The sequence below is a fragment of the Nocardioides sp. genome (assembly GCA_037045645.1).
In the GTDB taxonomy this organism is placed as follows: domain Bacteria; phylum Actinomycetota; class Actinomycetes; order Propionibacteriales; family Nocardioidaceae; genus Nocardioides.
In genome coordinates this window covers 67,778-87,269 of record JBAOIH010000004.1, presented here as the reverse complement: position 1 = coordinate 87,269, position 19,492 = coordinate 67,778, and the positions used below count along the sequence as shown (strand labels likewise).

The 19,492-nt window shown below is 67.6% G+C and carries 18 protein-coding genes; 8 read left to right on the top strand and 10 right to left on the bottom strand.

Going from position 1 to position 19,492, the window contains the following annotated elements; translation table 11 throughout:
• Window positions 1–2: 2 nt before the first annotated feature.
• Window positions 3–1,907, top strand: a complete 1,905-nt coding sequence (gene typA, locus V9G04_13640) for a translational GTPase TypA (GenBank protein MEI2714296.1) — start codon at window positions 3–5, stop codon at window positions 1,905–1,907.
• 245 nt (window positions 1,908–2,152) lie between these two features.
• On the opposite strand, the gene V9G04_13635 is transcribed toward typA, so the two are convergent.
• Window positions 2,153–5,350 carry a M12 family metallo-peptidase gene (locus V9G04_13635; protein ID MEI2714295.1) on the bottom strand — a complete coding sequence of 1,066 codons (3,198 nt, stop codon included), beginning with the start codon at window positions 5,348–5,350 and terminating at the stop codon, window positions 2,153–2,155.
• Window positions 5,351–5,431: 81 nt separating this feature from the next.
• Here V9G04_13635 and V9G04_13630 point away from each other — a divergent pair, with 81 nt between their 5' ends.
• A complete protein-coding gene (locus tag V9G04_13630) occupies window positions 5,432–6,199 on the top strand; it encodes a hypothetical protein (GenBank protein MEI2714294.1) in 768 nt (255 codons plus the stop codon).
• Between the two features lie 5 nt (window positions 6,200–6,204).
• On the opposite strand, the gene V9G04_13625 is transcribed toward V9G04_13630, so the two are convergent.
• Window positions 6,205–6,984, bottom strand: coding sequence for a hypothetical protein (locus V9G04_13625; protein ID MEI2714293.1), 780 nt, complete (start codon window positions 6,982–6,984; stop codon window positions 6,205–6,207).
• A 268-nt stretch (window positions 6,985–7,252) separates the two neighbouring features.
• Between V9G04_13625 and V9G04_13620 the strand changes: the two genes are divergently transcribed.
• Both V9G04_13620 and V9G04_13615 read left to right on the top strand, forming a co-directional pair.
• Entirely contained in the window at window positions 7,253–8,419 is a 1,167-nt protein-coding gene (locus V9G04_13620; GenBank protein MEI2714292.1) for an acyl-CoA dehydrogenase family protein, read from the top strand.
• Window positions 8,420–8,485: 66 nt separating this feature from the next.
• Window positions 8,486–9,073 (top strand): calcium-binding protein, encoded by a 588-nt coding sequence (locus tag V9G04_13615; GenBank protein ID MEI2714291.1) that lies wholly within the window; start codon window positions 8,486–8,488, stop codon window positions 9,071–9,073.
• On the opposite strand, the gene V9G04_13610 is transcribed toward V9G04_13615, so the two are convergent.
• Window positions 9,060–9,731: a dihydrofolate reductase family protein gene (locus V9G04_13610; GenBank protein ID MEI2714290.1), complete on the bottom strand. Its 672-nt coding sequence runs from the start codon at window positions 9,729–9,731 to the stop codon at window positions 9,060–9,062. The genes V9G04_13615 and V9G04_13610 overlap by 14 nt on opposite strands.
• A gap of 23 nt (window positions 9,732–9,754) precedes the next feature.
• On the opposite strand from V9G04_13610, the gene V9G04_13605 reads away from it, so the two are divergent.
• Complete coding sequence (locus tag V9G04_13605; GenBank protein ID MEI2714289.1) at window positions 9,755–10,645, top strand: dihydropteroate synthase; 891 nt, start codon at window positions 9,755–9,757, stop codon at window positions 10,643–10,645.
• Window positions 10,646–10,721: 76 nt separating this feature from the next.
• Here V9G04_13605 and V9G04_13600 read toward each other — a convergent pair whose 3' ends face one another.
• The 5 genes from V9G04_13600 to galE form a co-directional block, all read right to left on the bottom strand.
• Window positions 10,722–11,522 carry a crotonase/enoyl-CoA hydratase family protein gene (locus V9G04_13600; GenBank protein MEI2714288.1) on the bottom strand — a complete coding sequence of 267 codons (801 nt, stop codon included), beginning with the start codon at window positions 11,520–11,522 and terminating at the stop codon, window positions 10,722–10,724.
• Window positions 11,519–12,766, bottom strand: coding sequence for an acyl-CoA dehydrogenase family protein (locus V9G04_13595; protein MEI2714287.1), 1,248 nt, complete (start codon window positions 12,764–12,766; stop codon window positions 11,519–11,521). Before V9G04_13595 ends, V9G04_13600 begins: the two co-directional genes overlap by 4 nt.
• A gap of 9 nt (window positions 12,767–12,775) precedes the next feature.
• Window positions 12,776–13,456, bottom strand: coding sequence for an NADPH-dependent F420 reductase (gene npdG, locus V9G04_13590; GenBank protein MEI2714286.1), 681 nt, complete (start codon window positions 13,454–13,456; stop codon window positions 12,776–12,778).
• Between the two features lie 211 nt (window positions 13,457–13,667).
• The gene (locus V9G04_13585) at window positions 13,668–14,492 is read right to left on the bottom strand and encodes an N-acetylmuramoyl-L-alanine amidase (protein MEI2714285.1); all 825 of its coding nucleotides are present in this window, start codon (window positions 14,490–14,492) and stop codon (window positions 13,668–13,670) included.
• Between the two features lie 13 nt (window positions 14,493–14,505).
• Window positions 14,506–15,519 carry a UDP-glucose 4-epimerase GalE gene (galE, locus tag V9G04_13580; protein ID MEI2714284.1) on the bottom strand — a complete coding sequence of 338 codons (1,014 nt, stop codon included), beginning with the start codon at window positions 15,517–15,519 and terminating at the stop codon, window positions 14,506–14,508.
• 60 nt (window positions 15,520–15,579) lie between these two features.
• Between galE and V9G04_13575 the strand changes: the two genes are divergently transcribed.
• Genes V9G04_13575 through V9G04_13565 form a run of 3 tightly spaced genes read left to right on the top strand, consistent with a single transcriptional unit; the run spans window position 15,580 to window position 18,019 of the window.
• On the top strand, window positions 15,580–16,083 hold the full coding sequence (locus tag V9G04_13575; GenBank protein MEI2714283.1) for a VanZ family protein: 504 nt from the start codon (window positions 15,580–15,582) through the stop codon (window positions 16,081–16,083).
• A 5-nt stretch (window positions 16,084–16,088) separates the two neighbouring features.
• The gene (gmd, locus tag V9G04_13570) at window positions 16,089–17,069 is read left to right on the top strand and encodes a GDP-mannose 4,6-dehydratase (protein MEI2714282.1); all 981 of its coding nucleotides are present in this window, start codon (window positions 16,089–16,091) and stop codon (window positions 17,067–17,069) included.
• The gene (locus tag V9G04_13565; GenBank protein MEI2714281.1) at window positions 17,066–18,019 is read left to right on the top strand and encodes a GDP-mannose 4,6-dehydratase; all 954 of its coding nucleotides are present in this window, start codon (window positions 17,066–17,068) and stop codon (window positions 18,017–18,019) included. Before gmd ends, V9G04_13565 begins: the two co-directional genes overlap by 4 nt.
• 63 nt (window positions 18,020–18,082) lie before the next feature.
• Here V9G04_13565 and V9G04_13560 read toward each other — a convergent pair whose 3' ends face one another.
• Window positions 18,083–19,021, bottom strand: coding sequence for a hypothetical protein (locus tag V9G04_13560; GenBank protein ID MEI2714280.1), 939 nt, complete (start codon window positions 19,019–19,021; stop codon window positions 18,083–18,085).
• Window positions 19,018–19,350: a hypothetical protein gene (locus tag V9G04_13555; protein ID MEI2714279.1), complete on the bottom strand. Its 333-nt coding sequence runs from the start codon at window positions 19,348–19,350 to the stop codon at window positions 19,018–19,020. The genes V9G04_13560 and V9G04_13555 overlap by 4 nt, the downstream gene beginning before the upstream one ends.
• Window positions 19,351–19,492: the final 142 nt, after the last annotated feature.

Here is a 19,492-nt window from a genome sequence, read left to right as displayed (position 1 = left end):
TCGTGTCCCTGAAGCGCTCTGACATCCGCAACGTCGCCATCGTCGCCCACGTCGACCACGGCAAGACCACCCTCGTCGACGCGATGCTGCGTCAAGGTGGTGCCTTCACCGCTCACCAGGCCGAGGGCGTGGCCGAGCGGGTGATGGACTCCGGTGACCTGGAGCGTGAGAAGGGCATCACGATCCTGGCGAAGAACACCGCGATCCGCTACACCGGCCCGAGCGCGGCCGAGCACGACGCACCCGACGGGATGACGATCAACATCATCGACACCCCCGGCCACGCCGACTTCGGCGGCGAGGTCGAGCGCGGGCTGTCCATGGTCGACGGCATCGTGCTGCTCGTCGACGCCTCCGAGGGCCCGCTCCCCCAGACCCGCTTCGTCCTCCGCAAGGCACTCAACGCGGGGATGCCCGTGATCTTGGTGGTCAACAAGACCGACCGCGGCGACGCACGGATCGCGGAAGTCGTGGACGAGACGTACGAGCTCTTCATGGACCTGCTCGACGACTCCCACAGCCAGGACGCGCTGGACTTCCCGGTGATCTATGCCTCCGGCAAGGCAGGCATCGCGGCGCTCGACGCGCCCGGGGACGGCACGCTGCCCGACGGCGACAGCCTGGAGCCGCTCTTCCGCACCATCTTGGAGACTATCCCCGCACCGACGTACGACGAGGACGCCCCGCTCCAAGCGCACGTGACCAACCTTGACGCGAGCCCGTTCCTGGGTCGTCTCGCACTGCTGCGTGTCCACCAGGGCACCTTGAAGAAGGGGCAGCAGGTCGCCTGGATGCGCCGTGACGGCAGCACCAAGACCGTCAAGATCACCGAACTGTTGATCACCGAGGGTCTCGACCGCAAGCCCGGCGAGTCCGCCGGACCGGGCGACATCGTCGCGGTCGCGGGCATCCCGGAGATCACGATCGGTGAAACGCTCGCGGACGCGGAGAACCCGATCGCGCTGCCACTGATTCACGTGGACGAGCCGGCCATCTCGATGACGATCGGTACGAACACCAGCCCGCTGGTCGGCAAGGGCGGCAAGGGCCACAAGGTCACCGCGCGCCTGGTCAAGGACCGCCTCGACTCCGAGCTCGTCGGCAACGTGTCGCTGCGCGTGCTCCCCACAGAACGCCCCGACGCGTGGGAGGTGCAGGGCCGTGGCGAGTTGGCGCTGGCGATCCTGGTCGAGCAGATGCGACGTGAGGGGTACGAACTCACGGTCGGCAAGCCGCAGGTCGTCACCAAGGAGATCAACGGCAAGCTGCACGAGCCGATGGAGCGGCTGACGATCGACGCGCCGGAGGAATACCTCGGCACGATCACCGAGCTGCTCGCGCTGCGCAAGGGCCGGATGGAGTCGATGACCAACCACGGCACCGGCTGGGTGCGGATGGAGTTCATCGTGCCGGCGCGTGGCCTGATCGGATTCCGTACGGATTTCCTCACCGAGACCCGTGGCACCGGCATCGCCCACCACATCTCCGAGGGGTACGAGCCGTGGTCGGGCGAGATCCGTTCGCGTGCCTCGGGCTCCCTGGTCGCGGACCGTTCGGGCGCGGCGACGGCGTACGCCATGACGAGCCTGCAGGAGCGCGGCGTGATGTTCGTCGAGCCGACCACCGAGGTCTATGAGGGCATGATCGTCGGCGAGAATTCTCGCGCGGACGACATGGACGTCAACATCACCAAGGAGAAGCAGCAGACCAACATCCGCTCCGCGACCAGCGACAACTTCGAGAAGCTGATCCCGCCCAAGCGGCTCTCGCTGGAGCAGTGCCTGGAGTTCTGCCGTGAGGACGAGTGCGTCGAGGTGACCCCGGAGACCGTACGCATCCGCAAGGTCGAGCTGGACGCCAACGTCCGCGCGAAGATCGCGAGCCGAGCGCGTAAGGCCAATAAGTAGGGCTCGGAGCGAGGAACGAGCGGAGAGTTCTACCTACTGGCTTTCTGCGAGGCGAGGCGATCCATTCGAGGTACGAGGATCGATCGCCTCGCCTTCATCCGCATGTCGGCAGCAGGGTTGACGTCGCTCACACCACGCTCCTCGTCGGAGTAGCCCGGAACATGATCGACGGACATCTCTGGTCAACACCACCAAGGAGAAGCAGCAGACCAACATCCGCCGCGCGCAAGGCCAACAAGTAGGCCCTAGCGCCTCGTCACCACCACGACGCCCTCGATCCGCACCGCCTTTCGCTTGGCAACCTGGATCTTGAGCACTCCCGAGCGAGGAGAATCGAATTTCCGGACGCGCTTGAGCACCAGGAAGCGCTTCTTCCCCTTGGTCTTGACCGTGCGCAGCACCGACTTGCCCAGCGTCACCTTCACCGGGCCGAGTCGCTTGCCGGTGCTCACGATCAGCCGGATCTCGGTGACCCCGCGGACCTTCAGCCGCAGCAACGAGCCGCGCTTCTTGGACGTGGCGTAGTCACCGCCGTACGCCCGTGTCTTGGCTCGCACTCGCCACTTGCCCTTGCGTTTGAGGGCTCCGTCGTCGAAGGGCACCGTGAAAGTACGCCGTGCTGGCGTCGCGTCGAGGAGACCTTGCGGGCTCCGGGCGGCGACTGTGAACACGTGAGTGCCGCTAGGCAATTTCGGCCAGGAAACTCCTGATGCGGCGCAGGGCAGCGCGGCACCGTCGAGGGTGCACACAAAGGAGCCCGGCGTGGTGGTGGAGGCGTACGTGAATCCCATCGGCTGCTTGAGCACGATCGCCTGGTCTGCCAGGCCGCCGGTGATCACGGTGTCCGGCGCGACGGGAGGAGCGGCCACGACCTGGAAGTCGATGTCGTTGACGTCGAAGAAGTAGTTGCCGACGGCTTCGACCTTCACGCGGGCCTGGGCCGTGGGGATGTCAGGCCAGACGATCTGGGCGGTCCCGTTGTTGGGGGTCGACTCGGCCAGCACGTAGGCGAAGTTCTTTCCGCCATCGACCGAGAGCGAGATCCGCACCTGCGTCGCCAGGTCCGGTCGATCAGTGCCCGCGACGTCCCAAGTGACCGTGCCCGCCGTCCCCCCGGTGACCGACTGACCGACCTGGCTGTGCGACGTCACTCGGAAGGGCAGCGGATTCGGCCGTTCGGCCGTCGCCGGCTGCGGGTCGACCAGAGTCAGTTTCACGTCACCGCTCGTCGTGCCTCCCGCTTCCGGCGCGAGGTCACGGACGGTGAGGCGGAAGTTCAGCGACGGCTCGGTGTTGCCCGACAGATCGCTCCCGACGTACGCCGCGGTGGGCAACCATTCCGAGGCGCATTCGATCAACGGCACCGGCACGTTGCTGCCGGAGCCCTCCGGCGGCGGGGCCGGAAACGCAGGGCACGTCCCGGTCATCGCATTGGTGTTGTTGGCCAGGATCTGGGCCATGTCGGGGAAGACGCGGGTCGGGCTGGTCGAGGCCGAGTTCTGTCCCGGCGAGCCGATGAGGAGGGAACCAGCAGGGGTGACAGGGGCGTACGTCCCGAACATCCGGAAGAGTGGACCGTCGACCTTCGTCTGGCTGCCCAGCGCGGTGCCGAACGCGCCGCCCTCGTCATTTTGCTCCCACGAGTAGACCAAGGCGTCCCCATCGGGGTCAGTGGCGGAGCCGGTCAGCGCGAACGGCACCCGGATCGGGATCGACTTGGCGCCGGGCACCGTCACGATGGGCGCGTGGTTGCCCGACGGCGTCACCGTCGACCCACCGTTGGTCGCCGCGCCCCCACGCGCGGTCTCGCCCGACCAGCCCGCGACGTCACCGCTGACCGGAATCACGGTGATCGCCGGTTGATCGTTGAACCTGACCTGGGTGCCGGTGAACCGGACCTCGAAACCGGTGTCGTTGAGCGACCCCGTGCCGGCGAACGGCGCGACTGTCACCGAACCTGCGCCCGTGATCGCCTCGATCGCGGCGTCGAGGGCCGCCAGGGTGTAGGTCGTCGTGCCGCGCGCGATCGGCACGGTGTTCTGCCCACCGATGTTCAACCGGAACGACTCACCATCAACGTTGAAGCGCTGGAGCGCGATGTTCTGGACTTCGTTGACCATCGGTCGCGACGTCAGCAGGCCCGCTGCAATCTCCGCGATGCTGCGTTGCGAGAAATACGGGTCCGTATGCGGCTGCAGATCGTCTTGGCCGCAGATCCCGGCGTACGCCATCACCGACGAGCCGGAACCGGGTTCCACCGGCGAATCCCCGCCGCCACATGAATACTCCGTGCCGTTGAACGTGTGCCAGGCCCCGAACTGGTGGCCGATCTCGTGTGCGACGTAGTCGACAGCGAAGAAGTCACCCTGCGGAGTCGGCAGCCCGGTGCAGCCACGGCCCTTGCCGTCGCCGCCCACGACACCGATCCCGGCGAGTCCGCCACCGTCCTTGCCCAGTGCGATGTGTCCGATGTCGTAGTTGCTCGCACCGATGAGCTGGCCGAGCACCACGCGGTTGCGATTGAGCAGAATGCCCGAGCACGAGGTCAGGTCGGACGGGGTGAAGCAACCGGCCGACCCGCACGGACCGTTGGCTCCGATGGCCTTCGCGTCCGTGTCCAGGTTGAGTTTCTCGGTGCCGTTGACCAGCAGCATCCGCACCCCGAGGTCGTCGTTGTAGATCTGGTTGACGCGGTTGATCAGCGTGACCTTCTCGCTCAGCACATTGGCCGAGCCGAAATACGCGGCGTACGACTGATCGGTCACCAGTGCCAACCGGAACGTGCGCAGCGAGACCTCGGCGCCGGGTGCCTCTCCGGCGTTCTTCACCACCTTCTTGGCTGCCTCGGCACCGAGTTCGGGCTCGATCAGCGGCTGTTGCGGTGCGGGGACGTCCGAGCCCAGGTAGGACACGTACAGGCTCTCGTCACCTTGGTAGGCCGGGTCGACATGCCAGGCCGCAGTGTCCGCGCTGCCACGCACTGACGCGTGGAAACCGGTCGTGGTGAGGTCGAGACGGATCGAGGCAGTGGGATCCAGGACTCCGCGCCCGGCGTACGACTTGATCTCCGGGTGACGCGCGGCCAAGTCGGCCTGCATCACCGGCGACTCCTTGACCCGGAAGTTGACGAGCGAGCCGTCGGGCGAGGGCACCGAGACGACCACACCGTGCGTACGCGCCCCCTCGTCGGGTGCGGTCGCCAGTCGGCGTGTCAGGCTCGCGCGGTCGAGCGTGTACGCCTCGTAGCGCGTGGGCAGCACCCGCGCCTGATGCCCGTTCTTGCTCGGGCGCTGCTTCGCGGTCGTCGAATGCCAATAGCCGGTGGTGTCCCCCAGGGGCGTCGCCTGCGCGGACGAACTCATGACCGCCAACGCGGCTGCTCCGAGCAGCGTGCTGAGGGTGACGGCGAGTGCCTGTCGACCGCGACGGGTGATAGACGGCATTGCGGTCTCCGATGCGAGGGGGACTTGAGCCTGGCCACCATAAGCCGTGACCGCTCCCCTTCACGAGTAGCCTCCTCGCCCATGAGTCAGGGTGTCCGCGACACGGCCAACGTGCGCACGTGGTCCAAGAAGGTCCCGGCCTATTTGTTCGACCTGGGCGACCTGGATGCTCACGTGCTCAAGGAGCACCCAGAGGTGATCTCGGCGATGGGTCGCGCCCGGACACCACGAACCGTCGACTGGAACGGCGCGATCGTCCTCTTCCTGTGTGGGCTGCTGCCCCTGATGGCTGCCGCGGCTTGGGGCGGGGTCCTCACGGAGAGCCGGATCGAGGTCGATGCTCTCTCAGAGGCACCCGAGATCGGGCGGTGGTGCTTCTCGGGTTCGACACTCGGCCTGATCGTGGTGGCGGCGTCGTGGTGGCGTACGCACCGACTGCGCAGCACCTTGGAGATGGCCACGGTCTTGTGGGCAGTTGGCGCGGGCGTCTATTTCCTTGTCGGGACCTGGAACGACGGCAGCGTCGACGTCCTTCCCCCGGATCAGGAAACGGTGCCGGCGTGGCTCACGATCCTGGGTGGGCTCGTGCTAGCAGCAGTGATGCAGTGGGCCTCGCACGGCCAGCGGTTGCAGTTCCGTCGCTTCTTCCGGGTCACGCACAAACCGAATTTCGACGAGGTACGACGCCTCGTGGGCCGACTCGACTATCGACGTCAGGAGAAGCTCCTCGACGAGCGCCGCCGAGCCATCCGCCGGTTGACAGAGCGGGGTCTGATCGATCGCACGCAGGCGGCGCGCGTCGAGTCGCTGCCCCTGGGTTGCTCCCCGATGGCGACCGACGACGACTGATGCGGTCAGGGTGAGCAGGTCACTGTCGGTGCCTTGATCGCGATGTCGTTGACATAGGTCGCGCAGCCGACGCTGGTGCCGTACGACGTCGCGTTCTGGAACTGGTAGCCGAAGTAGATGGTGTGAATCGACGTGGTCTGGGCCGTGAAGGTGAGCGTTCCTGTCCCAGACCGATTGTTGACCCCAGGGCCGGTGGCCGAGCTGCTGCGAATCGTGCATCGGGTCCCCGTGAGCACCCGATCAGCGCGGGTGATGACGGCGGAGGTTCCACCAGTCGGTTGAGTGCCGGTGGGGAACACCCCGGGCACAACCCCGAGTTTCATCTCGGCCCACAATGCGTTCCCGTTGTAGGAGATCCAGGGCACGCTGAACCTGTAGGTGGTCCCGGCCGCGAGGCAGAGCGTCTGGGAGAGCGAGCCCGTCACATTGGCGTAGCGGGGGTCGCCTTGGGCCACGAAGGTGGCGCCCGTGAGCGACACGGTGTTGCAGGTCACCGGAGTGTTCGTATTCCCATCACATCGGGTGGTGGTGTTCGGAATCCAGGTCGTCTGGCCGGACTGATAGGTGAAGCCGTTGTACGTGCCCATCCCCTGGTCGCCACCGGAATAGAACAGGTTGGTGCCCGTTGTCCCGTTGCGGAACTGTTGCCACGTCCAGGTGCCCGGCGAGACTCCGTTGCCGTACGTGGACGCACCGAAGGCCATCGTGCCGTTGAGCGCTGCACAGGTGACGGCCGTGCACGGCTGGTGGACCGGCGAACTCGCGAACGCGGGCGCGGCACCCATCAGCGAGACCGCAGGTACGGCCCAGAGACCCCCTTTCGCAACAGTCCGTCGCGTCGACCTGACGCCCCCAAATTTCACATCGGTCATGTCATCCCCCGCCCCTATAGACGAACGCGTCCCCACGCGCCACATTTTCGGAGCAGAAATTTCTCACATTCCCTGGCCTTGCGGAGGCAGAAATCATGAGCTCGATCATTTTTTTTGTGCGGGTCGGCGCTTCAACGCGCACTGTCCGCAGTTCACGGCCCACGCATTTAGGGTGGCGGTCATGCCAGCCCGCCGCGTGATGCCGTCCGAGGAAGCCACCGACCTGCTCCGTTTGGTGCGCGAGCTCTGCACGACCGAGTTGTTGCCGAAGGCCGCGGAGGCTGAGGCGACCGAGACCTTCCCGCGCGAGATCTTCACGTTGCTGGGGCGCACCGGGCTGCTGGGGTTGCCCTATGGCGAGGAGTACGGCGGGGGCGGTCTGCCGTACGCGGTCTATCTCCAGGTGCTGGAGGAGATCGGCGCCGTCTGGGCCAGCGTCGGCGTGGGCGTGAGCGTCCACGCACTGTCCTGCTTCGGCCTGGCGACGGCGGGCACGTCGCAGCAACGCGCAGACTGGTTGCCCGACATGCTCGGCGGTGAGTTGCTGGGGGCGTACTGCCTCTCCGAGGCGCATGCAGGCTCCGACCCGGCTGCCATGCGTACGACCGCCCGTCGCGACGGCGACGAATACGTGCTCAACGGGGCCAAGGCCTGGACGACGCACGGCGGACAGGCCGACTTCTACAAACTGATGGCTCGCACGAGCGATGACCGCAACGGGATCTCGTGCTTCCTGATCCCGGCCGACACCCCCGGTCTCGTCTCAGACCCGCCCGAGCGCAAGATGGGGCTCACCGCCAGCCACACCACGACCATGCGCCTGGAGGACGTACGCATCCCCGTCGAACGCCGTCTCGGCGCCGAGGGCGACGGCCTCAAGATCGCGCTCGCCGGCCTGGACAGCGGTCGGCTCGGGATCGCGGCGGTCGCGACCGGACTCGCCCAAGGCGCGTTGGACCACGCGGTGGCGTACGCCAAGGAGCGCGAAACCTTCGGGGTACCGATCATCGACCACCAGGGACTTGCCTTCCTGCTCGCCGACATGGAGGCGGCCGTGTCGTCGGCACGCTCGACGTACCTGCACGCCGCTCGCCTGCGCGATCTCGGCTTGCCGTTTGGCCGGGAGGCATCAGTGGCGAAGATGGTCTGCACCGACAACGCGATGAAGGTGACGACCGACGCGGTGCAGGTCTTCGGGGGCTATGGCTACACCAAGGACTTCCCCGTCGAACGCTTCATGCGTGAGGCCAAGGTGATGCAGATCTTCGAGGGCACCAACCAGATCCAACGGATGGTGATCTCGCGCGGACTGGCAAAGGACAACCAGGGGCGCATCGAGCAGGCGTAACCCCCCGGCCGCTGTCGCGTTGAGCCAGGCATAGCCACTCAACAGACCTCGACGAAAGGCCCCCTGATGACCCGTTCACGCCGCATGGCAGCCGCACTCGTTAGTTCCGCTCTGCTCGCGTTGGGAGGTACGACGGGGGTGCTGGTGAGTTCCGCGAACGCCGCCGAGGACGCGACGGCAGCCGCTGAGGTGCTCCCCACGGAGTTGCCCAGCCTGCCGATCCCCACCGAGATCCCGACGACGCTGCCGCCCTTGCCGCCCTTGCCGCCCTTGCCCACGATCCTGCCGAGCCTGCCGATCCCGACCGGTTCCCCCTCGACCTCTGCTCCAGCCACCCCTGCGAGGAAGTGCTCCGGTCAGGACGTGACCGTGCCGGCCGGCGAGCCCGCGACGAAGGCCGGCGACGTCATGCTGGGCACTGCCCAGGGCGACGTACTCAAGGGCCGCCGGGGCGGCGACACGATCTGCGGCAAGGCTGGCAACGACGTGTTGAAGGGCGGCAGGGGCGCCGACACGCTGCGCGGCGGCTCGGGCAACGACGTGCTCGTCGGCGGTCCCGGTGCCGATGTCTTGAAGGGGGGCACCGGCAACGACGTGTGCCGCAACGTTGGCAAGAATGACGTCACCAAGTCCTGCAAGGTCAAGCGGGGTTGATCCACCACCGCTGAAGCAGAGTGCCGTGGTGTTCGATCAGTTGGTGGAGCGCCACGGCGCTCGTGCTGCGCGCGCCGGCGAGAAGTCGCAGGGACTCACCGCCAAGCAGCAGGGGTACGACCGTCAGACACAACTCGTCGATCTGCCCGGCCGCCACGAGGTCCGCAGCCAGGTGTGGCCCACCCTCGCACAACACCTGCTGCCAGCCGCGCGCATGGATCTCGTCACGCAGCCCGTCCAGGTCGACCTCGTCGTCGCCGAGCAGGAGCACGTTCTCCTTGCCCAGGACGTCGAGTGCCTGACTCAGCAGCGGCGCGTTGCGTACGGTCGCGAGCAACACCGTGCCGCGCGGAGACGTGCCCAAGGTTTCGGGGACCGCTCCGGACCTGCTCACGACCACGACGGGCCGTTCGTTGACCTGATAATCCTCCGCGCGCGCCGTCCCGGCGCCGACCACGACGACATCGGAGATCTCTCGCAACGTGGTGAAGACCCGCTCGTCCGCGTCGTTGTTGATAGACCCGCTCAGTCCGTCGGATCCGCGGATCGCCCCGTCGACGGTGGCGACGAAGTTCAGCCGCCACCAGGGGGCTTTGGGGGCGGTGTACGCCTCCCGCAACGCGTCGTCGTCGAGATCGGCAAGCGCCAGCATGTCCATGACCGCACCCTAGACTCGCGGGGGTGATCACTCTCGCGGCGCTGGCGCGCGTTCAGGCGGCGTACGGCGACTCGTGGTCCCACGACATCTCCCCCGTAGCGGTCGGCGATCTGAGCATCGGTGACGACGCGCCGGTGCTGATGGGCACGGTGAATCTCTCGCGCGATTCCAGTTATCGAGAATCCGTGGCCACGGGCACGTCCTCTGCGCTGCGAAAAGCACGCATCCAGATCGCACAGGGTGCGGGCATCGTCGACCTCGGGGCCGAGTCGAGCAACGTCGGGACCGTACGCGTGTCGTCACGCGACCAGATCGCGTCCTTGGTGCCGGTGATCGAGGAGTTGGCCGACGAGACAGTGGTGAGTGTCGAGACGTACGAACCCCCGGTCGTCGAAGCCTGCCTCGACGCCGGCGCGACGATCCTCAACATGACCGGCCGCGAGCACGAGGACGAGATGCTCACGCTCGCGGCAAAGTACGACGCCGCGGTCGTGTTGTGCTTCGGCGAGGCCGACAACATCCGCGAGATCAGCGACCTCGACCTGTCCGGCGATCCGATGCCGCTGCTCGTGGACCATTTCGGGGCCCGGTTGGAGCGCGCGCGCTCGTTGGGGGCGACCCGGCTGATCATCGATCCGGGGATGGGCTTCTATTACGGCAACCTCGTCGATCCGATCCCCCGTGCCCGCCACCAGGCCAAGGTGTTGACGCAAGGGTTCCGACTGCGTTCCCTGGGCGCGCCGATCTGCAACGCCATGCCGCACGCGTTCGACCTCTTCGAGGACGAGTTCCGCACCGCCGAAGGGTTCTTCGCCATCTGGGCGGCACTGGGCTCCACGCACGTGTTGCGTACGCACGAGGTGTCGCGGGTCAAGGCCGTGCTGGACTCGCTCGCGGCGCTGGCCGTCGACTGAGCGCGCGCCGGCGCCCGCCGGCGCGCTGGCCGTTGAGCGGCCAAACTGGGTGCTTAGTCGAGCCCCGAGACGCTATTCAGCGGCCCTTCCACTGGGGCGCACGCTTCTCGGCGAATGCCCGAGGACCTTCCTGGGCATCTTCGGAGACGAAGACCGGCATCAGGATCTCCATCTGTTTGGCCCACGCCTCGTCGGCCGACCACCCGGAGCCCTCCCGGGCGACCTGCTTGGTCGCTGCCACCGCGAGCGGGCCGTTGGCGGCGATCTTCTCGGCCAACTCCACCGCCGCATCCAGAGCCGCACCGCTCGCAACCACCCGGTTGACCAGGCCGAGTTCTGCGGCCCGTCCAGAGGTGATCGGGTCTCCTACCAAGAGCAGTTCCATGGCTTGCGCCAACGGGATCCGCTGCGGCAACAACATCGCGGCGCCTGCCCCCGCTACGAGGGCACGCTTGACCTCGGGCACTCCGAACGTCGCATCCTCGGCCGCCACCACCAGGTCGCAGGCCAGAGTCAGCTCGAACCCACCCGCGAGGGCGAAGCCTTCGACAGCAGCGATCAGCGGCTTGCGTGGTGGCGCCTCGACCAGACCGCCGAACCCGCGACCCTCCACCATCGGCGAATCGCCCGTCAGGAAGCCCTTGAGGTCCATGCCGGCGCAGAACGTCCCGCCTGCCCCCGTCAGCACCCCGACCCGCAACTCGTCAGCCGAGTCGAGCCGGTCCATCGCGGCGGCGATTCCCTGCGCCACTGCGCCCGATACCGCGTTCTTGGCCTCGGGCCGGTTGATCGTGACGACCAGGACGTGGCCGCGTACGTCGGTCAGGACCGCCGCTTCAGCACCCTGACCTGCACGTTCGCTCAGTCGCTCGCTCACGGTTCCACCACCGGCCACAGCGGCAGGTTCGAGAACTCCGGCTCCCGCATCAGTTCCGCTCGCGCCAAGGTCACCAGATGCACCTCATCCGGCCCGTCGAAAAGCCGCATCGCCCGATGCCACGCCCACAACTGCGCGAGCACCACGTCGTTGGTCACCCCCATGCCCCCGAAGACCTGGATAGCCCGGTCGATCACGCTGAGCACAGCACGCGGCACCGCGACCTTGGCCTCGGCGACCAGGTGACGCGCTGCCTTGTTGCCTTCGGCGTCGATGACGTACGCCGCGTGGTGGCACAGGTCGCGCGCCATGTCGAGTTCGATCCGCGACTCGCCGATCCGCTCACGCACCGACGACTGCTCGGCCAACAACTTGCCGAAAGCCCGACGTTCCTTCGTACGCGCCGCCATCAGCGCCAGCGCGCGCTCACCCGCACCCAACGCGCGCATCACGTGGTGGATCCGGCCCGGGCCCAGCCGTGCCTGCGCGTTGGCGAAGCCGCCGCCCTCCTCGCCGAGGAGGTTGGCGACAGGCACGCGTACGTCGACGAAGTCGGTAACCGGGTGGCCCTGGTGGTCCCACTGCCCGAACACCGGCACGTTGCGCCCGATCGTCACGCCCGGGGTGTCGGTCGGCACCAGCACCATCGACTGCTGGCGGTGGATCGCTGCGGTCGGATCGGTCTTGCCCATCACGATCAGCAGTTTGCACTCGGGATCCTGCGCGCCGGAGGTGAACCACTTGCGCCCGTTGATGACGTATTCGTCGCCATCACGCTCGATGCGGCACTCGATGTTGGTGGCGTCGCTCGACGCGACCGCCGGCTCGGTCATCGCGAAGCCGGAGCGGATCGCTCCGTTGAGCAGCGGTTCAAGCCACTGTGTCTGCTGCTCCTTCGTACCGACGAGGTGCAGCAGTTCCATGTTGCCGGTGTCGGGGGCCGCACAGTTGGTTGCAACGGCGGCCAGGTGGGTCGACCAGCCCGTGAGTTCGGCGAGCGGGGCGTACTCCAACTGCGTCAGCCCACTGACATGCGGCAAGAACATGTTCCACAGCCCCTGCTCCTTCGCGATCGCGATCAGATCGTCGACCACAGGCGGACGGGTGCCGTCGAGGTGGCCCTTCTCCTCGCGATAGGCGTCGTAGGCCGCCTCGGCAGGGAAGACGTGCTCGTTGAGGAATGCCTTGAGTTTGGCCTCGAGCTCGACGGCTTTGGCGGACGGTGCGGGATAAGCGGGATACATCGGGACTCCTCAGACGTCGGTCACGCGGACGCCCGCGTGCGCCTTGTAGCGGCGGTTGATGCTGATCAGGTTGGCCGTCAGCGCCTCGACCTGGTGGGCGTTGCGCAGTCGTCCGCCGAAGATGCCGCGTACGCCCGGGATCGCGTCGGCGAGTTGCTGTACGAGGTCCGTCGCCGCGCGGTCGTCACCCAGGACCAGCACGTCGGTCTCGACCGTGGCGACCTCGGGGTCCTCCAGCAGCACAGCGCTGACGTTATGGAAGGCGCCCACCACGGTCGACTCGGTGCAGATCGCCGCCGCCTGCTGGGCGGCGCTGCCCTCCTCGACCGGGAGCGCGTACGCACCCTGCTTGTCGAAACCGAGCGGGTTGACGCAATCGATCACGATCTTGCCGGCGAGCGCCGGGGCGAGTTCGCGCAGGAGTTCGGCGTGGCCGTCCCACGGCACCGCGACCAGGATGAGGTCGCCTTGGGCAGCCGCGTCGGCATTCGCCGCCCCGCTCACCTCGCCACCCGTGGCGTCGGCCAAAGTCGCGGCCGTCTCCGCAGCGCGTTCGGTCGTACGAGATCCGATCACCACACGCAGGCCCGCAGCGGCCCACCTTCGGGCGAGTCCGCGACCCTGGGGCCCCGTCCCGCCGAGTACGGCGATCGTGTAGTCGGACAGCGTGCGGGCGTCGGCCTCGGTCATGATTCGCAGCCTAGCGGGACCGTGACAGTGCCGCTGTCAGCATCCAGGGACATCCCGGTGGTTGAGGAGCGAGCACAGCTCGCGTCTCGAAACCACCACCAGCCATCCCGGTGGTTGAGGAGCGAGCACAGCTCGCGTCTCGAAACCACCACCAGCCATCCCGGTGGTTGAGGAGCGAGCACAGCTCGCGTCTCGAAACCACCCACGCCCGTCAACCCAAGAACCGCGTCGCCGCCTGGGTCAACGCACCCGCATAACGCTGCCGACCCGCCGGCGTCGTCATCCGCCCGGCGTCCAGCGCCGACCGCATGTTGCCCAACTCGACCATCACGGTCGGCACATTCGACAGATTCAGCGTGCCCAGGTCACCCCGGAAATCCAGGCCGTCGCCGCCGGCGATGTAGTTGGCGACCGGGATCCCGGCCGCGACCAGTGCCGTCTTCATGGCGTACGCCGCCCGCCGCGACGGGCGGTAGATGTCGTTTGTCCACGGAGCCCGGTTGGTCGGCGCGATCACGTGGAAACCGCGCGCACCGGCGGCGTACGACCCGTCGGCATGGATCGAGATCTTCAGATCCGCGCCGACCCGGTTGCCGGCTCGTCCGCGTACGTCCACACACGGACCCCAGCGATCCAGTCGGTTGGTGACGCGCGTCATCAGCACACGTGCGCCCAACGCCCTCAACCGCGCACGCAGGCGGAGCGCGACATCGAAGGCGAACGACGCCTCCGGGTAGCCCCCGTTGGTTGACGTGCCCGTCGTGTTGCACGGCTTGCTGAAGCCACCTGCCGGGACCAGTCGGTTGATCTCGGCGGGGAAGCGGTAGTTGCCCAGTTGGTGGCCCGGGTCGAGTACGACGACCTTGCCGGCCAGCGGCGATCGTGACCCCTCGGCGCGAGTTGGTGACCCCTCGGCGGAAGTTGGTGACCCCTCGGCGGTTGTTGGTGACCCCTCGGCGGAAGTTTGTGACCCCTCGGCGGGACCACAGCCGAACAACCCCAGCGCCACGACCATCACGAGGGCGACGATTCTCACGCGCGAAGACCGTTCACGCCGAGTATCCGTTCGGGTTTCCCGACTGCCACCGCCAGGTGTCGACGCACATGTCGTCGACCGACTTCTCGGTGGCCCAGCCCAACTCCCGGTTGGCCTTGGCGGGATCGGCGTACGACGTCGCGACATCACCCGGGCGGCGGTCGACGATTTCGTAGGGAAGCGAACGCCCGACCGCCCTCTCGAACGCGTGCAGCAGTTCGAGCACCGAGGTGCCCCGACCGGATCCGAGGTTCCACACCGAGACCGGCTCCGCGGACACCGCGAGCTTCTCCAGCGCCGCCACGTGCCCGGCCGCGAGGTCCTCGACATGGATGTAGTCGCGTACGCCGGTTCCGTCGACGGTGTCGTAGTCGTCGCCGAAGACGGACAGCTTCTCGCGGCGCCCCACCGCCACCTGGGCGATGTACGGCATCAGGTTGTTGGGGATGCCCGACGGGTCCTCCCCGATGGTGCCCGATTCGTGCGCCCCCACCGGGTTGAAGTACCGCAGCAGGGCGAACCTGAAGTCCGGCTCGGCGCGCGCGACGTCGGAGAGGATCTGCTCCTGCATCACCTTCGTCCAGCCGTACGGATTGGTCGCGAACGTCGGCCGGTCCTCGGTGGCGCCAGCCTGATCGGTGCCGTAGACGGTGGCGCTGGAGGAGAAGACGAGCTTGTCCACGCCGTGGCGCTGCATCGCACGTACCAGCGAGAAGGTCGAGCCGAGGTTGTTCTCGTAGTACTCCAGCGGCTTCTGCACGCTTTCCCCGACGGCCTTGAGCCCGGCGAAATGGATGACCGCGTCGAAGGACTCCTGCGCGAAGAGTGCCGCGGTCTTGTCGTAGTCGCGCAGGTCGAAGGCATGCACCGGCAGGTGCCGGCCGACGATCGACTCCAACCGCCCGACGACGGCAGGATGGGCGTTGCTGAAATTGTCGACGATGACGACGTCGTGGCCGGCTTCAAGCAGGCGTACGACCGTGTGCGACCCGATATAGCCAGCGCCGCCGGAGACGAGTACCAACATGGCGGACACCATACGGCCGTCGATGCCCGCGAACACCTGCACGTCTGGGAAGGTGGGTGCGTGAGCACCGCGCGGATCCTGGCTGACGCGCGGCGTCGACCACTGGCGTCGGCTGCCATGGTCGTCTATCTGGCCTGCCTGGGTCTGCTCACCTTTCAGCCGGGTGGCGCCACCGCCAACTGGGCCGTGGTCCGGGCCGTGGACCTGCTGTCACGTCTTCAGTTCCCGCCGACGATCGCGAACGAATACCGGATGGGCGTGTTGCTCAACGTGGCGATGCTCATGCCGCTGCCGATGCTCGGGATGTGGCTGTTGCCGCGCACCAACTGGCGCGACTGGACCGCGTGCGCCTTCCTGACGTCGCTGACCATCGAGGTGCTGCAGGTCCCGATGACGACGCGCGACGCCAGCTACAGCGATATCGCTGCCAACACCGCGGGCGCCCTGGTCGGCGGCCTGCTCTTCCTCGCCGGCCGCTGGCTCTGGGACTCGCACCGGCTGCGCCGCGAGCACGATTCGTACGAGCCCGGCTCGCCGCGCGAACCTCTCCGAAAGGCACAATGACCTCCATGCCATCCGCACTCATCACCGGCATCACCGGCCAGGACGGGCTTTATCTGGCCGAGAACCTGCTCGCGAAGGGGTACGAGGTCCACGGCCTGATCCGTGGTCAGAACAACCCCCGTCGCGCGCTGGTCGAGAACGTCGTGCCTGACGTTCGCCTGCACAACGGCGACCTGACCGATCTTTCCAGCCTGATGCGCGCCCTGCGCGACTCCGAGCCCGACGAGGTCTACAACCTCGGCGCGGTGAGTTTCGTGGCGTACTCCTGGGAGAACGCATTCGTGACCAGCGACGTCACCGGCATGGGCGTGCTCAACATCTTGGAGGCCGTACGCCTGCACGCCGGGTCCGACCCGGCGAGCGTCCGCTTCTATCAAGCCTCCAGCAGCGAGATGTTCGGCAAGGTTCAGGAGACCCCGCAGCGGGAGAACACCCTGCTCTGGCCGCGCTCGCCCTATGGCGTCAGCAAGGTCTACGGCCACTACATGACCATCAACTATCGCGAGTCCTATGGGATGCACGCGAGTTCGGGGATCCTGTTCAACCACGAGTCGCCTCGTCGCGGCGAGGAGTTCGTGACGCGCAAGGTCAGCAAGGCCGTCGCCGCGATCAAGCTCGGCCTCCAGGACGAGATCGTGATGGGCAACCTCGACGCTCGTCGAGACTGGGGCTTCGCGGGCGACTACGTCGAGGCGATGTGGCGGATGCTCCAGCAGCCCGAGGCCGACGACTACGTGATCTCCACGGGCGAGACCCACTCGATCGAGGAACTGCTCGACGTCGCCTTCCAACACGTGGGCATCGACGACTGGCGTCCGTACGTGCGCCAAGACCCGCGCTTCATGCGACCGGCCGAGGTCGACCTGCTCATCGGGGACGCGAGCAAGGCCAAGGAGAAGCTGGGCTGGGCGCCGACGGTCAGCTTCGAGGACCTGATCCGGATGATGGTCGACGCCGACCTCGCCGCCCTCAAGGCGGGCTGGTGACCGCTCGCCGTGCGCTGATCACGGGGGTCAGCGGCCAGGACGGGAGCTACCTCGCCGAGCGTCTGCTCGACGAGGGTGTCGAGGTGCACGCCATCTCGCTGCACGACGAGGCGTCGGAGCACGTCCCCGCCGATGTCGAGATGCACGCTGGCGACATCACCGACGTGGAGCACACCCGGGCCCTCACGCTCGCACTCAAGCCCGACCTGATCGTCAACCTGGCCGCGGTGAGCTCGGTCGCCCGGTCGTGGCACGAGCCCGAACTGGTCTCGCAGGTCAACGGCGCGGCGGCGGTCGCGATGTTGGAGACGGCCTTCCTGGTGCGCGAGCGCGGCACCGACGTGCGCTTCCTCCAGGCCTCCAGCGCCGAGATCTTCGGCGAGCCGTCGATCAGTCCGCAGCATGAGGACACCGCGATCGCGCCGGTCAATCCCTACGGCGTGGCGAAGGCGTACGCCCACCTGATGACCGGCGTCTATCGCACCCGCGGCCTGCACGCGTCGAGCCTGATCCTCTACAACCACGAGTCACCGCGGCGGCCACCGCAGTTCGTCACCCGCAAGATCACCTCCACCGTCGCCGCGATCGCCAACGGCACCGCCGACGAACTCGTGCTCGGCAACCTCGACGTACGCCGCGACTGGGGCTGGGCACCTGACTATGTCGACGCGTTGACTCGCGCCGCTGCGGCGGACCAACCCGGCGACTATGTGATCGCCACCGGGGTCACCCACACGATCCGCGACTTCGTCGCGGCGGCCTTCGCGCACGTGGGAATCGCCGACTGGGAGCGGCTCGTACGCGTGGATGCGGCCCTGGCGCGCCCCGCTGACGCGGCGGCCCAACAAGGTGATGCGACCAAGGCGCGTACGCACCTGGGCTGGCGACCGACCGTGGGGTTCGACGAGATCGTGGCCCGGATGGTCGCTGCGGATCTCGACCCCAGCTGACTGCTCGTACTCCAGTGCGTTTTGGTCGCTGTGGGGGCAGGCTGACGACCATTTCGCACTGGACTATGCGGGAGGGGCGATGCGCACGGCGCCGTCACCGGGCCGGAATTCGATCAACTGCCCGCCCGAGCCCTCCAGCCTCGCGAGCGTCTCGCGTGACTTCACCAGCATCTCGACCTCACGCGGACTCAACGTGCCATCTGTCTCCTTGGCCCCGAGCCGCGCGATCTGATCGTCGAGCCTGATCCGGTTGGCCTGATCGCGGGCCGACCATGGCAGGCCCTCGGCGTTGCCGACGGCGCCGGGATAGCCCGCGATCACGGCCTCCCGCTCGGCGTGGCTGAGCCCTGCCCACCACCTCTTCTGCTCGTCGGCGGTGGCGTTGTCATCCAGCACCGAACCCCGGCCTGCCACCGCGTGGCGCGCGAGATCCGTACGCCCCGCTGCCCGCGTCAAAGCCTCCTCGCGGGTGTCGGCCGACTCGAACGACTCGCGCATCAGGCGTTCGTTGTCCGACACGTGGCGCCGGAGCCTGGCTTCGTCGTGCACCAACTCGGCGTACTCGGCGCGCAGTCTCAGCGACCGCTCCTCCAGCGCCCGCACGGCCGCGACCGAGACCAACGGGTCGCGTTCGAGCGCCGTCACCTCGCGTGAGAGTTCCGCCCGCCGGGAGTCGAGGAGGCGCTGCCGTTCGCGCAGTTCGTCACTGGTCGCCAGGTGGGCGCGCAGATTGTCGGCGTACGCGACCACGGTGCGCGCAACTCGGCGGACGGCACCAGCCATCGGCGGCTGTTCGCGAGCTACGCGCTGGGCGCGCCGGGCGTACGCGGCCACGGCTTCGCCCGCACCCTCACTCCTGCGCAGCAATCGGATCGCCTCCTCGCCGAACTCGTCGAAGCGTTGCGCGGTCGTGAAGAGCGTCTGTGCGAGCCGATCCGCAGCGTCGGCGTCACCCTCCGGCTGCACGATCTGCTCGGGTCGCGAGTCGGGCAGGTCGATCATCGCGGGCTCCCGAGCCGCTCAGCCAGGTCGGAGCCGCCCACGAAGGCATCGGCGCGCGCCTGATCAACCCGCCCGAAGTCATGCTGGGCCCGCACGAGCCCGGCACCTACCGCACCGGCCTCCTGCGCACTCTCCTGCGCGAGCCTGCTCCAGGTCTCCAGGAACCGACGCGCCGCAGGCACCACGCGGGGCGCCAGTTCGTCCACCGACGCGGCACCCACCCGGCGGCCGGACTCGCTCAGCAGGTCGTCCAGCAGCGACCAGCCTGCGGCGTCTTGTCGCAATGCGTCGGTGTCCAACTGGACACGCCCCTCGATCCATCCCGTCATGATCTGCCTCCCGCTCGCCTGCCGAACGGATGGTGGACCACCCGCCGGGCCTGATTGCGAAAGTCGTGTCCGCACGAGGGCGGCGCAAACCGAGGGCGCTTCGGCCTGTGGATGACCGCACGAGGAGAGTGCGCGTACGGGC

What these genes read in the sequence shown, in the direction of transcription:
- V9G04_13635 (MEI2714295.1), bottom strand. Translation starts at nt 5,350, where the DNA reads ATGCCGTCTATCACCCGTCGCGGTCGACAGGCACTCGCCGTCACCCTC.
- V9G04_13630 (MEI2714294.1), top strand. Translation starts at nt 5,432, where the DNA reads ATGAGTCAGGGTGTCCGCGACACGGCCAACGTGCGCACGTGGTCCAAG.
- V9G04_13625 (MEI2714293.1), bottom strand. Translation starts at nt 6,984, where the DNA reads ATGGGTGCCGCGCCCGCGTTCGCGAGTTCGCCGGTCCACCAGCCGTGC.
- V9G04_13620 (MEI2714292.1), top strand. Translation starts at nt 7,253, where the DNA reads ATGCCAGCCCGCCGCGTGATGCCGTCCGAGGAAGCCACCGACCTGCTC.
- V9G04_13615 (MEI2714291.1), top strand. Translation starts at nt 8,486, where the DNA reads ATGACCCGTTCACGCCGCATGGCAGCCGCACTCGTTAGTTCCGCTCTG.
- V9G04_13610 (MEI2714290.1), bottom strand. Translation starts at nt 9,731, where the DNA reads ATGGACATGCTGGCGCTTGCCGATCTCGACGACGACGCGTTGCGGGAG.
- V9G04_13595 (MEI2714287.1), bottom strand. Translation starts at nt 12,766, where the DNA reads ATGTATCCCGCTTATCCCGCACCGTCCGCCAAAGCCGTCGAGCTCGAG.
- npdG (MEI2714286.1), bottom strand. Translation starts at nt 13,456, where the DNA reads ATGACCGAGGCCGACGCCCGCACGCTGTCCGACTACACGATCGCCGTA.
- galE (MEI2714284.1), bottom strand. Translation starts at nt 15,519, where the DNA reads ATGTTGGTACTCGTCTCCGGCGGCGCTGGCTATATCGGGTCGCACACG.
- gmd (MEI2714282.1), top strand. Translation starts at nt 16,089, where the DNA reads ATGCCATCCGCACTCATCACCGGCATCACCGGCCAGGACGGGCTTTAT.
- V9G04_13560 (MEI2714280.1), bottom strand. Translation starts at nt 19,021, where the DNA reads ATGATCGACCTGCCCGACTCGCGACCCGAGCAGATCGTGCAGCCGGAG.
- V9G04_13555 (MEI2714279.1), bottom strand. Translation starts at nt 19,350, where the DNA reads ATGACGGGATGGATCGAGGGGCGTGTCCAGTTGGACACCGACGCATTG.